The 14,207-nt window shown below is 41.7% G+C and carries 15 protein-coding genes; 11 read left to right on the top strand and 4 right to left on the bottom strand.

Features of this window, described 5'->3' with window-relative positions:
* Positions 1-4: 4 nt before the first annotated feature.
* Complete coding sequence (locus tag CHI10_RS15430; protein WP_095245118.1) at positions 5-376, bottom strand: VOC family protein; 372 nt, start codon at positions 374-376, stop codon at positions 5-7.
* 452 nt (positions 377-828) lie between these two features.
* Here CHI10_RS15430 and CHI10_RS15425 point away from each other — a divergent pair, with 452 nt between their 5' ends.
* The 6 genes from CHI10_RS15425 to cyoE all read left to right on the top strand — a co-directional run bounded on the left by CHI10_RS15425 (position 829) and on the right by cyoE (position 6,319).
* Complete coding sequence (locus CHI10_RS15425; RefSeq protein WP_095245117.1) at positions 829-1,923, top strand: DNA sulfur modification protein DndB; 1,095 nt, start codon at positions 829-831, stop codon at positions 1,921-1,923.
* Positions 1,920-2,954: a DNA sulfur modification protein DndB gene (locus tag CHI10_RS15420; RefSeq protein WP_095245116.1), complete on the top strand. Its 1,035-nt coding sequence runs from the start codon at positions 1,920-1,922 to the stop codon at positions 2,952-2,954. The genes CHI10_RS15425 and CHI10_RS15420 overlap by 4 nt, the downstream gene beginning before the upstream one ends.
* A 153-nt stretch (positions 2,955-3,107) precedes the next feature.
* Positions 3,108-3,671: a competence protein ComK gene (locus tag CHI10_RS15415; RefSeq protein WP_095245115.1), complete on the top strand. Its 564-nt coding sequence runs from the start codon at positions 3,108-3,110 to the stop codon at positions 3,669-3,671.
* A gap of 173 nt (positions 3,672-3,844) precedes the next feature.
* Complete coding sequence (locus CHI10_RS15410; RefSeq protein WP_095245114.1) at positions 3,845-4,246, top strand: hypothetical protein; 402 nt, start codon at positions 3,845-3,847, stop codon at positions 4,244-4,246.
* 193 nt (positions 4,247-4,439) lie between these two features.
* Positions 4,440-5,180 (top strand): hypothetical protein, encoded by a 741-nt coding sequence (locus tag CHI10_RS15405; protein ID WP_095245113.1) that lies wholly within the window; start codon positions 4,440-4,442, stop codon positions 5,178-5,180.
* A gap of 221 nt (positions 5,181-5,401) precedes the next feature.
* Positions 5,402-6,319 (top strand): heme o synthase, encoded by a 918-nt coding sequence (gene cyoE, locus CHI10_RS15400; RefSeq protein WP_095245112.1) that lies wholly within the window; start codon positions 5,402-5,404, stop codon positions 6,317-6,319.
* Between the two features lie 49 nt (positions 6,320-6,368).
* Here the strand turns inward: cyoE and CHI10_RS15395 are convergent, their stop codons facing one another.
* Together CHI10_RS15395 and CHI10_RS15390 are read right to left on the bottom strand one after the other, a co-directional pair.
* Entirely contained in the window at positions 6,369-7,370 is a 1,002-nt protein-coding gene (locus CHI10_RS15395) for an HAAS signaling domain-containing protein (RefSeq protein WP_095245111.1), read from the bottom strand.
* Positions 7,357-7,704, bottom strand: a complete 348-nt coding sequence (locus CHI10_RS15390; protein WP_095245110.1) for a PadR family transcriptional regulator — start codon at positions 7,702-7,704, stop codon at positions 7,357-7,359. The genes CHI10_RS15395 and CHI10_RS15390 overlap by 14 nt, the downstream gene beginning before the upstream one ends.
* A gap of 258 nt (positions 7,705-7,962) precedes the next feature.
* On the opposite strand from CHI10_RS15390, the gene CHI10_RS15385 reads away from it, so the two are divergent.
* From CHI10_RS15385 to CHI10_RS15365, 5 genes are all read left to right on the top strand, one after another.
* On the top strand, positions 7,963-9,414 hold the full coding sequence (locus CHI10_RS15385; protein ID WP_095245109.1) for a serine hydrolase domain-containing protein: 1,452 nt from the start codon (positions 7,963-7,965) through the stop codon (positions 9,412-9,414).
* Positions 9,415-9,667: 253 nt separating this feature from the next.
* Complete coding sequence (locus tag CHI10_RS15380; protein ID WP_095245108.1) at positions 9,668-11,431, top strand: Rieske (2Fe-2S) protein; 1,764 nt, start codon at positions 9,668-9,670, stop codon at positions 11,429-11,431.
* A 407-nt stretch (positions 11,432-11,838) separates the two neighbouring features.
* Positions 11,839-12,045 (top strand): helix-turn-helix transcriptional regulator, encoded by a 207-nt coding sequence (locus tag CHI10_RS15375; protein WP_095245107.1) that lies wholly within the window; start codon positions 11,839-11,841, stop codon positions 12,043-12,045.
* Positions 12,046-12,047: 2 nt separating this feature from the next.
* The gene (locus CHI10_RS15370) at positions 12,048-12,476 is read left to right on the top strand and encodes a hypothetical protein (protein WP_095245106.1); all 429 of its coding nucleotides are present in this window, start codon (positions 12,048-12,050) and stop codon (positions 12,474-12,476) included.
* Between the two features lie 17 nt (positions 12,477-12,493).
* On the top strand, positions 12,494-13,036 hold the full coding sequence (locus CHI10_RS15365) for a small multi-drug export protein (RefSeq protein ID WP_286137384.1): 543 nt from the start codon (positions 12,494-12,496) through the stop codon (positions 13,034-13,036).
* Between the two features lie 349 nt (positions 13,037-13,385).
* Here the strand turns inward: CHI10_RS15365 and CHI10_RS15360 are convergent, their stop codons facing one another.
* A complete protein-coding gene (locus tag CHI10_RS15360) occupies positions 13,386-14,114 on the bottom strand; it encodes a MerR family transcriptional regulator (protein ID WP_095245105.1) in 729 nt (242 codons plus the stop codon).
* Between the last annotated feature and the right edge of the window lie 93 nt (positions 14,115-14,207).

The raw sequence follows: 14,207 nt of genomic DNA, 5'->3' as shown, positions 1-14,207 counted from the left end.
AAACTTACCAGTGTACCTGAAGTTTATTGCCATTTGGGTCATAAAAGTGGAAAAAGGCATGACCATTATCTTCTTTTATATCCTCGACCTTAACTTGATGATCAATTAAGTACTGATGAAATTCAGATAAATTTGGACTTGTAAAGCCAATGCTAAATTCTTGTTCATTTTCAATTGTAAAATGTGCAAATGTTTCATCTTCGGTAGGAACTAAGATAAGTAAGAAAGGTCCTTCGTTTACTTTTAAAATTGCAAGTTCGTCAGTATTGTTCAGTAACTGGAGCCCTAATACATCTTTATACCATTGTGCAGACAACTCTAAATCTTTTACAGGAATCCTAATATAATGTACTTGTTCAATAAATGATTTGCTCACAGCTTTCTCTCCTTTATTTAATCCGGTTTATCAAATAATTTCCCTTTCTACAAACCTTTTTCCTTCCATTTATTGAATAAACCAGCCCTAACGGAACAAAAACCTCCTATATAAGTAATTAGCTATTCATGAAAGATCCTGCTTGAAAAAACCTGTCACAAAATGTTCGAAATTGAAGAAAAATTTCATTTTTTCACCTCCGTTTTTTAATAAAAAGGCTGGATAACGCCTTTAAAGAAGGTTTTTGTGACATAGATCATAAATAAAAGTCTCACGCTAAGTTCGATAATTAAGCCGCATATTATATCTTGTCTTTCCGCTACCGTCAATAGTATGAAAGCAGGCTGACTTAGCAAAATCAGGCCTAAGAAAGAACGGTGCGAGTGTGATGGTGAAAAAAGATTTTACAATAATCAGACAACATGTCTATAATGAATCTCGGGGTGAGAAATATGACAGATATTGGCGTATTAACCAGAATTATGGGATCAGCATACAATCAATTTGGTAAAAAAGTACTGGTCACTCAGCTTCGCTATGCGACTTTGGAAGCGATATTTGAAGTGGATGAAGAAGTTCAGAGAAAGCTGGATCCAAAAAGACGGGTGGAAATCCGGGAGTTTATCATTCAATCGCTTGAAGGAGGCAGGGACTTTTACTTTTCCCCATTTGTGTTTTCGGCCAGAGGCGCGATTCGCCAAACAGAGGATGGATGGGAACTGACTCCAGGAAGCAAGATTTATATTATTGATGGACAGCACAGAAGCGCGAGTTTCTCATCTGCGATAAGCCATCTTAAATCCAGAAAAGAATCAGCGGAAGAAACAGGCAGGCTGGATGAAGCCATCATGCTGCAGACCTATATTGAGAGATTGAAAGAATATCCCGTTGCCATGCAGGTATTTCTGGATTTGACAACAACACAGGAGAGGCAGCTTTTTACTGATATAAATACGGAAAGAAGAGATGCTCATGTCGGGCAGGTTATGCTCTATGATCAGCGTGACCAATATACTGAGCTGACAAGGACCGTTGCATCAAAGCTTCAGCCTATGTTTGAAATTGAACAAAGCCTTTCCAGAATATCCATTCACAACTCCGCACTTACATCATTAGCCACCATGAAGAGATGCATCATTGCCCTATTTGAAGGCATTCTAACAGTAAAAAAAGGTACCCCGTATTATAGATGCAATCCGAAGGAAGCTGAAGAGATTGCAATCGAATTTTTTCAGATATGGCCGCAGATTTTCCCGAAGAAAAGTGCCAATAGAATTAAATTTGCAAGCGGTTACTCAGGGGTGCAAATAGCTCTTGCCTATTGTGCCAATCAGCTGACCAGGACTCATAACTTATCCTACAAAGAAGCTATACACGAACTCAAACACTTAAAAGCTGAGTGCAGCTGGAAACACGATGATCCGATATTCCGTCACCTGTTTGATCCGGCGGCTTCGAAAATTAAAGGCCATTCAGCCACGAGAAAAATCCAGCAAACCTCATTGGAATTCAAAAAGAAAATCGAACAGGGAGGGCTGAAGCCATGATTGTTCATGACATTTTTACGAAGCGTCAGACTTTTATAGCGCTGTCTGTTTCTGAACTTTTCAGGATGCATAAAGAAGAAAGGCTTATTCTGAGGGACACGAATCAGCTTCAGGTGAGACGGATTAAAAAGTATATCTTCTCGAATGCTGGAGGGGGAGAAATATATATGCCGCCGCTGGTTGCCGCAGCTGAAGAGGGGACGTTAGGAGGGCAAGCGCCAGGCAGATTAAGAATTGTAGATGGATCACACCGGATGAAAGCCCTGCTTCAGCTCGAGGATCAAATTTTTATGAGTATGAAAAGTGAGAAGGACGAAGAAATCCGGAATGCTTATCATCTTCAATATCTGCTGGAGAAGACAGAGATCTCCATTCAAGTCCTTGAAGGACTCTCCATGGATGAGGAAAACCAGCTTTTTATTGATTTAAACACAAAAGGGAAACAGGTGGCATTGTCCAAGCGAATCGCCTATGATTCGAGAGACCGTTTAAACGGGATGACGAACCGGATTCTCCAATCCAATTCCAAGCTGATAGAAGCAGGTGTGGAAACCGAAAAAAGGGCCATTATTCGGCCTGCTAATAAAAAATTCCTCTCACTCTCCCAGCTGCGTTTGCTTGTGGCCATTTTTCTGGCAGGCAAGCTGTTAAACAGATCGGATGAATGGAAGGAAAATGCCGTGGGAGACGATGAAGTTTATATGGATATCGTAAATTCCTGGTTCGATAAACTCTTCTCCTTTGAATCTCCTAAAAGAATCGGAAACTATCACGAAACCATGCTGGCGAGCTTTCCGCTTATTCAGGCCATATTGTTATACGCAATGAAAGATTGGGAAGATCAATCACTGGCAGCCAAAAAACAAAGTCTGATTGAACGAATGGATAGCTTAATGGAAGTGAACTGGAGCAGTGCGAATCCGGAGTGGAGAAGGTTTGATGGAATGGCAAGAGGAGAATTCTTTTACCTTGATAAAAGCAAGAAAAATATAGAGGAAATCGCCAATTGGCTGGAGGCGCAAAGGAGGTGAGCATAGTGTAAAAGCATAAAAAACCCTCAGGCCGGTCCGGGAAGACGATAGCCTGAGAGTCTGGTTGAGATGGAGTATACCAGCTCATAAGTTAGTATACTCCTTAATTTACATTTTTTAAATAGTGAAGTTTAAGGGAGGATATTAAGTACAATGAATGCATTACTGATACGGGAGTATATAATCATTTCGGAAACGAAATCAATCAGGTCCCATTATAACGAAGAAGGCGAATGCTGCAGTTTGGTTTTAGAAGGGAACTATACGTTTATGGTAAAGAAGAGGCCGATTGAGATCATAGATGAAAGCATAAACTATTATGGCTTTGATCTGAATGGTGCATCGAGCGGTTCGAGAACCATACTTGGACCCTGCAGGGCTGCACCAGTACGAATTCCAGGTGGAATGGACATGTACTGGTTTCCTCATACTTCGCCCGGGCATGATGAATGTGTGTGGTTTGCGTTTCATCATGTGGAAGCGATCAAGGCTGAGGGCCATGATACCTCAAACGTTTATGTGAGTGGAGGTCATTGTTTTAAACTGAATGCGGCTGAAAAAGAGGTTTCTATGAAATATGACCGGGCAGAGAAGCTGGAATCAAGAATATCCAAGCGCAAGGTAAATACCTTCAGCTTTATTATGGAAAGAACCACCGATACTTACTCGGTTAAAAAAGGGAGACGGAATTATATTATTGAAAGGAAGAAAGAGTAGCAGCAGATAGCGTCTTTGCCGGCTACAGAGTGCCTGTCCCGCATAATTGGGGATAGGCACTTTCTAAAAAGGTATTGCTAAGGCAGCCGTATATTTTTACTGTTATCCGGACTAGCTCAGATCCTGATTCGACATAGTTCCTGATATAATGATAAGAGAAGGAGGTGAGAAAGGTGGAAAAAGTGCTGAATTTAATCCTTAACAAGCTTGAATCATTAGATCATAAAGTGGATTCCATGGATAAAAGGCTGGACACATTGGATCAAAATGTCAGCTCGATGGATAAAAGGCTGGACGCATTGGATCAGAAAGTCAACTCTATGGATAAGAGGCTGACAGCGGACTTAAAACGGCATGAGGACCTTATCCAGCAATTGATTCATAGTGTCGCCAGCACAAATGTTAAAATGAATGAAATGAATGAAAAATTGTCTGTAATTGATGCGAAAGCGGATCAGGCTATTGAACAGATTGCCGATCTTAGAGAATCAGCCGCATCTAAGCATGATCTTGCTTATTATGATCAAAAGATTTCAGAGCACTCCCGGCAGATCTATAAGCTGAACAATCAGTAATCCTCCAGAGAACACTTCGTACAATCTTCATTTACAATAGATGTTCCTAATCAGGCACCTGACCCCTTACATTGGACTTAGAGGACAGGTGTTTTCATTTATCTGATCTACACCTATCTGAAAATTTAACTGGGCTGCGTCGTACAATGAATGCAGAAAGATGATGACATAACTCAAAGGGAGAAAATCACACATGAAAAACCTGACCATATTCACCGCCTCAGCCGCAAAGCCAAATATCATCGTGAATCCGGCGAATGCTGCAGACCGAATGGAACTTCCGGCAGGCTGGAGCATCTCCGCTGAGAACCCTGAAGATATCATCCATGGATTCTCACAATTAAAAATCAAGAAAGAATACAAGCTAAGAGGGTATCAGTATTTCAGCGGAAGAAACGGCAATGGAGTGGTTTGGGCGATTCCATCAAAAGTGGAGCTTCCTGATCCTGATTTATGTGACCAATTGGATGACTACTTCCTCAGTCCGCCTAAGCCACAGTTCGCATTGGATGACTTTATGGGCGCGATTGATGGGGACAGGTCACCTTTATCCTATCTGCAGGCGGCGATTGCTTTGCATGAGCTTTATGAATTTGGGGCGATATGGCATGGCTGTTCGTGGGGACAGGACCGGATATTGCCTTATACGGATGATTACAGAGAAGAGATGCGTTCAGATATAGACGAGCGGGATCCGGGAATAGAAGACTACTTGAATTTTGTTCACCCGTGGGATGAACTGAAGGAAATTCCGGATATCCTCAATCCACATTTTTTCTATAAAAATGGAAAACCGGTAATTATTTTTTATACGGTTAACGATATTGGCTATTACAAATTAAACCGGTACATCCATACCTTTAACAAGGAATCCTATATCCAGAAGGTAAAACGTGAAGAAATTGGTTCAGGCCAGGGGGGAATTATTTTCTGAAACAAAGCTGTCACGATTATAAGTCCCATTGCCAAGTAAATAATGTTAGAATTAACAAAGAGGACTAAGCGGAAGGCAAGGTTCTCTTTTCTTTTTGCAGAGAGTTTACCAGCATTGGGATTTTTCAGAAATCATTGAGCATCAACTCCTGTTATAATAGTTGTATAATTAATATTGGCATATAGAGAAAGAGAGAATAATTAAAAGGGGAAGAATTGATCATGAAAGAGGAAGAAACCCTAAAGACGCAGGGACGGCCTTTATCAAAGATCCTCGCACTGACAGTCAAAACAGGGATTATTAAATCCAATCTGATCCCGATGTTTGCAGGATTAACACTGGCCTTATATACGTATGACTTCGGGCTTCTGGAGAAGCTGCCCGAGATTCTGCTGGCTTTTATTGGCTCAAGCCTGGTAATGGGGGCAGCAGGGGCGTTTAATAATTTATATGACCGTGATATTGATTCGATCATGAAGCGGACACAAAGCAGACCAACTGTCACAGGGGAAATCACGACTAAGCAGGTATTGTGGCTTGCAAGCCTTATGTCTGTGTTTGGAATCCTCGCTCTTGCCTTCACGACTCCGTTAGCGGGTCTGCTTGGATTTTTGGGGCTGTTTTTTTATGTGGTTCCTTACACAATGTGGAGCAAACGAAGAACCATTTATAACACGGAGATTGGAAGCATTTCAGGTGCGATGCCGCCGCTAATCGGTTGGGCTGCCATCCATCCGGATATCACGCATCCTGCGATCCTTGGGCTGTTTATCATCACCATCATCTGGCAAATGCCGCACTTTTATGCGATTGCGATCCGGAAGCATGATGAATATAAAGCGGCGAATGTGCCGATGCTGCCTGTTGTTAAAGGCGTCAGAAGGACATATATCCAGACGAATGTTTACTTAGTTATTCTGATTGGGATCAGCTTTCTGCTGGGTTCCTTAAGCACCGGCCTTATGCTCGTAGCCTTGCTCCTCGGGATTGCCTGGCTGGCACTCAGTATCTACGGCTATAAACGGATGGATCCCGAAAAGTGGGCAAAATCCCTGTTTATCTTTTCACTTGTCCATATGACAGTTCTTTTTTCGACGGTGATTATTTACTCGATTATGGGTATTATTTTTAATTTGTAAAAAAACAGACGACACACTGGACAATCAATCAGTGTGCGTCTGTTTTTGTTTAAGAGGTAATTCTTGATTTGCGGATTCCATCATAAATACTGATTCCTGCATAGATGATGAAAATGATGCTGATGCTGCTGAGCAGCCAGCTCTTCAATTGGGCAGCGGATATTGAAAATAAATCAGTCATGAATGCTATAAATTCCGCCTGGAGCAAATTCGGATTCAGCAGGATGATGATGAATACGATGGTGGCAAGCAGTTCAAGGACGGTGTTGAAAATCGCCATTCTTTTTGTCCATTGCCCAATGATCAGTTTGTAAAGAGCGAGTCCCGCTTCGAGCGCAATAATGACCACTACGATCGGCCAGTAACCGAGGAGCACATCCTGGTTGACAGCGGAAATTTTAAACTCCAGTCCTTCACTTCCGCCTCTATAGACACCCATCAGCCGGTCGGCATAAAAGTAAAGGGTTGCCCAAATGGCTGTCCACATTAAGCTTCCGAAAACCTCAAACTTGGAAATGGCTTTTTTCTTCGGAATATACGTAATGCTTTTCAAATCCTCCGGTGTCCACGGTTTTAAGCTTGGTGACAGAGGATGCTGCTCTTTTCCTTTATCCATCCTTTCAATTACCGCGAATACTATGGTCAGCCAGAAAAATACCTGGACAGCCACTTCAATGAGTCTCCAAATTCCGTAGCCCATTAATTCGAGTATGGCATTGATGATCGTTTCATCCCGGTTAAAATTAAAAATAAACTCGGCAGCAAGCGAAATCAATGAAATCGCTGCGGCAATCGGCAGGATCATTTTTAAAAGGGATACATATACATCAAAATAGCGCGGCCCGATCAGATGCATCGGCTGATCCCGGTATCCTGCCGCCAGGGCTGCGGGACTGCCCAATTTGCTGAGGACATCCTTAACATCTTCCTCATTGTAATCATCCGGAAGCATATCCCCGATCGTTGACTGCAGCTCGAGTGCGATATCCGCACGGCTCTTTTCAGGCAGCCTCCGGGTCACTTCCTGTATATAAACTTCAATTAAATCCATCTTCCTCATCCCCCTTTAACAGCCCGTATAGCTGTTTAGAATTCTTAATCCATTCTTCTCTAAGCTGCAGAAATGTTTCCAGACCCATTTCGCTTAAAACATAATACTTACGCGGCCGGCTCTCCGTATGATCCCAGCTGCTCGTGACAAGCTCCTGTTTTTCCAGACGCCGCAGCAATGGATATAATGTGCTCTGATCAATATTGATGCCGGAGTCTTCCAATAACTGAACCAGTGAATACCCGTATTGCGGTGTCCGAAGCTGGCTCAGCACTGCCAGCGTCAATGTTCCTCTCCGCAGTTCAGTTGTTAACGAATTCAGCAGCGTGCTCATTCAATCACCTCGCTTGATATACTATATGTCATACACTATATGGTTTATACTATGTATCATACAGTATGGATGTGATAAAAACAATAAATCTTTATCCTTCATGATGTCCGTTTTTTGGGGTATTTGTGAAGAATCAATACGACCAGAGTCTTAAAAAATAATAAGCCTCAAGCTGATTAACCTAATTATGACTTTTCTGTATGATAAACTTAAACATTAAGAAGCTGCAAATAAACACAATTTATTGGAGTGAAAAGATTGAAGAAATTAAGCTTTATACTTCTGTTAATATTTCTATTAACACCTGCGTTTTATTTTCCGTTTGCAGTAAGTGTCCAAGCTGCTGAACCTTTTAAGACGGAAGATGTTGATGAATTTGTCACTGATTATATAGAACGGAACGGGCTGCCTGGTGCATCCATTGCTGTTGTAAAAGACGGTAAATTAGTATACCAGAAGGGATATGGCAACGATTCCGAGGGAAAGCCAATAACAGAAGATTCGTTAATGAGAATCGGGTCCGTATCCAAATCATTTACTGCATTGGCTGTTTTGCAGCTTGCTGATGAAGGGAAAATCCAACTGGATGACCCAATAATTAACTATCTGCCAGAGGTACAGCTTGATGATTCCAGATGGGAAGAAGTAACAATCCGTCAGCTATTGAGTCACACATCCGGAATTCCAAATCCGACTATTGTTTCACCAGCGAGTAACCTAAAAGCAGGTGTGGAACGTATGAATGACTGGAAGCTGCAATCAAACCCAGGAGAAAAATATTATTATAGCAATGGGAACTACTGGGTTTTAGCTCTTTTAGTTGAGAATGTAAGCCGAAAAGAATTCTCACAATATCTTAAAGAAGAGGTATTTTCTCCATTGGGTATGAATGACTCACTCACTACTGTTAACTCGGGAGATATTGTACCTGGATTACCTAAAGGTTATGTGACAGCTTATGGAACTGCAATGCCTTGGACAGAGCTAGAAGCAATGAATATGGGTGCAGGAAGCATCATTTCATCAGCATCGGATATGGGAAAATGGCTTTCTCTGCTGACAAACGAGGGAAAGACTGTGACAGGGGAGGATTTATTATCAAAAAAATTATTACAGGAAGCTTATTCACCACAACATGAAAGCAAAAAATATGGACTTGGCTGGGAGTTAAGCTCACCCAATGTGAAGCCGGCACGCATTTCGCATAGCGGAGTGGTATCAACGTATCAGGCACAGCAAGACATTATACCAAGCAGCGGTTATGCCGTTGCCGTGTTGCTGAATAGCTTTACACCAACATTTGAACACGCTTATGAGATTAGTTCAGGTATTATCCAGTTGACCGAGGGGAACGAACCGGTATTAAAAGCTCCGATATCTAAAAGAATTGATTTATCACTTGGCGTCATCACATTCATCTATATGATTTTAGGAATTAGAGGAATAATGCGCAGTAAAAAATGGTCCGAAAAACGCAAACAGCAGCCTGCCTGGAAATTCATCCTTCGATTAATTCCGCAATTGGCTCCAGCCTTATTAATTGGGTGGTTGTTTTTTATTGTTCCAACATTACAAAACAACAGTTCAACCACTCTTGATGCCTTCGGTCTTTACCCAGCCGCCATGTTCTTATTGGCGATTGTTTTCATCTTCGGATTGGTTCTGACCATTTTGAGAATCTATTTTCGTATAGCATTAAATAAAGGATAAGGATTATAAAAATATCACTTAAAACGCTCAGAAAATGCTCTGAGCGTTTTTGAATCCCAGTATTTTAATGCTGTTCATCCAGCCAATTTCCTTCTCCTTTAGGGGTTATCCATCAGCCTTTTGGATGAGAAAAGTCCACACTTATGAAGGATTCCTGTATTCCATCCATAATATAAAGTAGTAGATAACCAGTTTAGTATGCCTCTATCCTTATCTGGAGAGGCCATTCAAATTCATTTTGGGAGTGATACCATTGTCAGAATTGATTTATGCAGGTTCTTTAAGGACGCTTGAAGATGAAGGTGCAAAGGTTATTAAAGGCGGAAGTCATGCCATTGCTGTATTTGTTTACGAAAAACAAGTCTATGCGGTGGATAACCGCTGCCCGCATATGGGCTTTCCCCTCCATACAGGAAGCCTATGTGATGGGATTTTGACTTGTCACTGGCACCATGCCCGCTTTGATATAAAAAGCGGCGGAACACTGGATCCATGGGCAGATGATGTTCCTACTTATCCTGTCGAGATAAAGGAAGATGAGGTTTGGGTTCACCCGGTTCCTTTTAATAAGGTGACAATCGGGAAATTGAGGCAGCGATTACGTGAAGGCCTTGAGCAAAATATTAGTCTTGTCATCGCCAAATCGGTTGTTGGATTGATGGAAGCGGGTTTTCCAGCGACAGAGATTGCAAAAATTGGCGTCGACTTCGGAACAACACATCGAAGAAGCGGATGGGGTTCGGGATTAACGATTTTAACAGCCATGACCAATGTATTGACTAAATTAGATAAAACTGGACAGATTTTAGCGCTGTTCCAAGGACTGGTTCATGTTGCAAGGGAAAGTTCCGGAATGGGAACACGCTTTTTACTTGGATCCCTTCCTGTATCAAATGAAGAGGATACCCAATCCTTCGAGCAATTATCAGAATGGTATCGTCACTGTGTGGAGGTGCGGGATTCACAGGGAGCTGAGCGGGTGCTATTGACCGCGATACAATCGGGATTCCCGGACGAGCAGCTTGCTGACATGATGATGACTGCGGTCACGGATCATTTTTATGTGAATACAGGTCATACTCTTGATTTTCATAATAAAGCCTTCGAGATTTTAAATCAGGTTGGTAGTGAGCACCGGCCCTATGTATTATCATCCTTGCTGCCTGGTATCAGCGATGTATCCCGCAGTGAAGAATCCCATAGCTGGCAATCACCTGTGAACCTGGTCAAACCCTTAAAGGAGGCGTTTCAGGAATTACCTGATATCCTTGCTGATGTCTCACCACGCGGAGATGCTGATATAGATGAAGCGGCTTTGGTTGAACAAATTTTATCAGATGCCCCTATTAATACGGTAAATATGATGATGGATGCACTAAAAAAAGGCGTCACTCCTTCCCGGCTGGCCCAGCTCGTCACTTTAGCGGCTGCTGATCGGATTTCCCGCTTCCATGTACAAAATGATTTCAGGGATTGGATAACCGTACTTCATACTTTTACTCACGCACATGCGGTACATGAATCGTTACGCCGGTCGACGACACCTGAATTGACCCGGGCTGTTTTTCATGGAGCAATGAGCGTGTATCTTGATCGTTTTCTCAATACACCGTCCGCCAGAAGGCCGGAACCAAAGGCTGTGGCAACTAAACCGCAGAATCCTTCAGAATTATTAGAGATGATGAACCAGCAGCAGCAGGTTGCAGAATCAGCAAGGTGGGTAGTGAATTACCTGGCACGAGGCGGTGATAAAAGTGAACTCTTCAATACGCTCGGGCACGCTTTGCTAAGAGAGGATGCAGAGTTTCATTCTTTTCAAATGTATGAAGCAGCAATGATCGAACATGATCATTGGGAAAAAGAGGATTCGGGGCTTTCGGGATATGCACAGGAAACATTGATCTTAGCCGTCACACGTTATCTGGCAGGCCATGCCCCAACTGCCAGAGAAATGCCGCATACAGCACAAATTGCCATGCGCCTCCACCGGGGAGAAAAATTATTTGAAGATGTTTGATCAATCGAGGACTATTCTGCTTCAGAGTGAGAAGGGCAAATGTTCGTGCCTCTGAAATAAGCATTTGCTCTACTCGTTTAAGAGAGATAAGCCCCAATAAACAATTGACGAACGCAAATACCGCCAGTTGCAAGGCGGCGAAGTCATAGAATCAAAACCTCATATTCCACAGGAACTTTAAACACAATCATGAGCAAAAGAGGGCTTCCATAAAAAATTTGGAGGTTCTTTTTTGCTTTTCATGGATAATTTCGTTTGGTTGGAGATCTACTATAGCCTCTTGCTTTACATTATGAGCAACTAAATTAAATGAAGTGTATTCTTAACAAAATGGAAAATATCCTTGACCTAATGTTAAGTATTCCTTACAATAGAGAGGCAGTAAATGGTAATAGGGGATGTTAAATATGCTGAGAAATAAAGTGAAGGAATTAAGAGCGAGGCATAATTTTACTCAATCTGATTTAGCTAAATTGGTTGGAGCCACCCGTCAAACCATTGGCATGATTGAAAAAGGGGACTATGCACCCTCTGTGCTGTTAGCATTGAAAATCGCTAAAGCACTACGTGTCGATTTAGAGGAAGTGTTTTGGATTGAAGGGGAGGAGGAGTGATCATGGAACGGTTTTTGCGTTCACCTTTTACAATGAGCGTGTTTCTGATTGGGCTTGCGGTCATTTATTCAATGAGCATCGTTTTAGAGCAGCGGAATTACATGACAACAATGATTTTTATTGCTTATATTATTTTTGTCATCATCTATTTCGGAACAATGGTTTATTTTAACCGTAAGTACCCAGACCGGAAGATTCGTATTCTTACATTCATCCCTTATGAGCTAAAAGAAGAAGATGAAGGACATCAGTATATTACGTATCGGGCTTGCCGCAAGGTGTATATTTATTACTATTTTGCAATTCCGGCAGCGATTGTTGCGGTGACACTGTTTAGAGAAGTCGAACTGCTTCCTGTCATCACTTTGACTGTACTTGGCATTGGGCAGTATTTTATTTTTTGGTCGGAAGTTAAAAAACTTTATGAATAAAGGGGAGGATGAAGGATATGTTGTTATCGTATATTTTAGTATTTCTTCTGGCAGCGATTCCGTTATTTGAACTTGTTGCTGTGATTCCATTGGCTATCATCGGAGGTCTATCTCCAGTACTGACAGCGATACTTGCTTTTTTGGGGAATGCTCTGACAGTGGTTCTTTTAATTTTATTTGTGGATCAAGTGAAGATATGGATGAGAAAGCGAAAACAAAAGAAACGTATGCAAGATATTATGCATGTGGAAGAAGTTGCGGCAGCACAAGCTGATGCTGAAGGCATGGAAGAGTCAAAAAAAGGAAAACGGGCACGGGCACTATTTGATAAGTATGGCTTACCTGGCTTAGCGATCATTGGCCCATTTTTCGTGGGTTCTCATATATCCGCGTTTATGGGAATGAGCTTTGGTTCGACAAGAAAGAGGGTAACCGGCTGGATGTTGACCAGTTTATTCCTTTGGACAGTCATTATCTCTGTAGCTTCAAGTTATGGAATCACCTATCTTATGCCTCATGTCGAAGAAAAGGGTTTTTTAGTCCGCCTATTCAGCAACTAATACTTCATGTGAGACTTTTATAATCCTTCATACCAATTCAGTAATCGGGGTATTTTTCTTAGTGTTAAGAAAGCGTCTTTTTCCTTAGCTTTTGATTTCGTGGTTCGGCGAATTTTCTGTTTATTTCGGGCGAATTCAGTCATTTTGCATGGTAGAGTGATGGATATTTGTTGAAAGTACGAAGTTTGCATTAGGAGAAATGAGTTTTGAGGAGTTTTCCATCCAGTGCTGTCTCCAATATTAATAAAATACTACAAGCGGGCGCATTTCAAAATAAGGAATGCGTCTGTTTTTATTTTTATGTAAAAGGCTATAGCCAGCCAAAGGCCATAGCCTCTATTGGGATATATTATTTTATATTTTTGTCAGCAAATACAGCCATAGCGTCACACATGAATTGAGCTAAGCCTTCACCAAATTGGTCAATATTCTTAGTGAAGCGCTCGTCATCAACATACATTTGACCTAAACCCTTGAATGCATCAAGAGAGTAGTTCCCCAATTTATTTAAGAAATGGTACCACTCCTTCATCCCTTCTTGAGCCTCTTGGGAATCAGGTGAGAGATGGCGAATCGCGGCAAGGCTGCGATAAATATCGTTGAATTTTTCCTGGTCAAAAGCCGTCATGTTTTTCGCTTTTTCATTCGCTTCATCGACAGCCTTGTCACCCCACCTTTCTCTTGCTTCTTGTTCATATGGGTTATGGCTAAAGTCAAAGCCTTCAAATTTTTCCTGTTTAGACATTAGTATTTCTCCTTTCGAATGCTGGATGGTTTTTTCAATAGTCCCGATCATTTTTTCGAGTCGTCTCTTTTTTTCCAGAAGCATATTATGCTGCATGATCAGCGCTTCCTCCCGGTCAAATGATGGGCTATCTATGATTTCCTTGATTTTCTTCAAAGGGAAGCCAAGCTCTTTAAAAAATAAGATTTGCTGGAGGGTTTCGAGATTCTCGTCAGAATATACCCGATAACCTGCTTCAGTGATTTCTTCTGGAGTTAATAATCCAATTTCATCATAATGATGCAGTGTGCGCACACTAATTCCCACCAAATCAGCAACTTCCTTCACTTTCATCGTGTATCGCTCCCTTCACTAGTTACTATAAAGTATCCCGTAACGTGAGAGTCAATATGAATTTTAAAGATTTTTGCTGCGTATACAGCATTT

Source organism: Bacillus sp. 7894-2, from assembly GCF_002272225.1.
GTDB lineage: Bacteria > Bacillota > Bacilli > Bacillales > Cytobacillaceae > Cytobacillus.
The sequence above is the reverse complement of the archived record's forward strand: the minus strand, read 5'-3'. Positions and strand labels throughout refer to the sequence as shown.

Excerpts from the sequence above, each read along its gene's own strand:
- CHI10_RS15425 (WP_095245117.1), top strand. The coding sequence starts at position 829 with ATGACAGATATTGGCGTATTAACCAGAATTATGGGATCAGCATACAAT.
- CHI10_RS15420 (WP_095245116.1), top strand. The coding sequence starts at position 1,920 with ATGATTGTTCATGACATTTTTACGAAGCGTCAGACTTTTATAGCGCTG.
- CHI10_RS15415 (WP_095245115.1), top strand. The coding sequence starts at position 3,108 with ATGAATGCATTACTGATACGGGAGTATATAATCATTTCGGAAACGAAA.
- CHI10_RS15405 (WP_095245113.1), top strand. The coding sequence starts at position 4,440 with ATGAAAAACCTGACCATATTCACCGCCTCAGCCGCAAAGCCAAATATC.
- cyoE (WP_095245112.1), top strand. The coding sequence starts at position 5,402 with ATGAAAGAGGAAGAAACCCTAAAGACGCAGGGACGGCCTTTATCAAAG.
- CHI10_RS15395 (WP_095245111.1), bottom strand. The coding sequence starts at position 7,370 with ATGGATTTAATTGAAGTTTATATACAGGAAGTGACCCGGAGGCTGCCT.
- CHI10_RS15390 (WP_095245110.1), bottom strand. The coding sequence starts at position 7,704 with ATGAGCACGCTGCTGAATTCGTTAACAACTGAACTGCGGAGAGGAACA.
- CHI10_RS15375 (WP_095245107.1), top strand. The coding sequence starts at position 11,839 with ATGCTGAGAAATAAAGTGAAGGAATTAAGAGCGAGGCATAATTTTACT.
- CHI10_RS15370 (WP_095245106.1), top strand. The coding sequence starts at position 12,048 with ATGGAACGGTTTTTGCGTTCACCTTTTACAATGAGCGTGTTTCTGATT.
- CHI10_RS15365 (WP_286137384.1), top strand. The coding sequence starts at position 12,494 with ATGTTGTTATCGTATATTTTAGTATTTCTTCTGGCAGCGATTCCGTTA.
- CHI10_RS15360 (WP_095245105.1), bottom strand. The coding sequence starts at position 14,114 with ATGAAAGTGAAGGAAGTTGCTGATTTGGTGGGAATTAGTGTGCGCACA.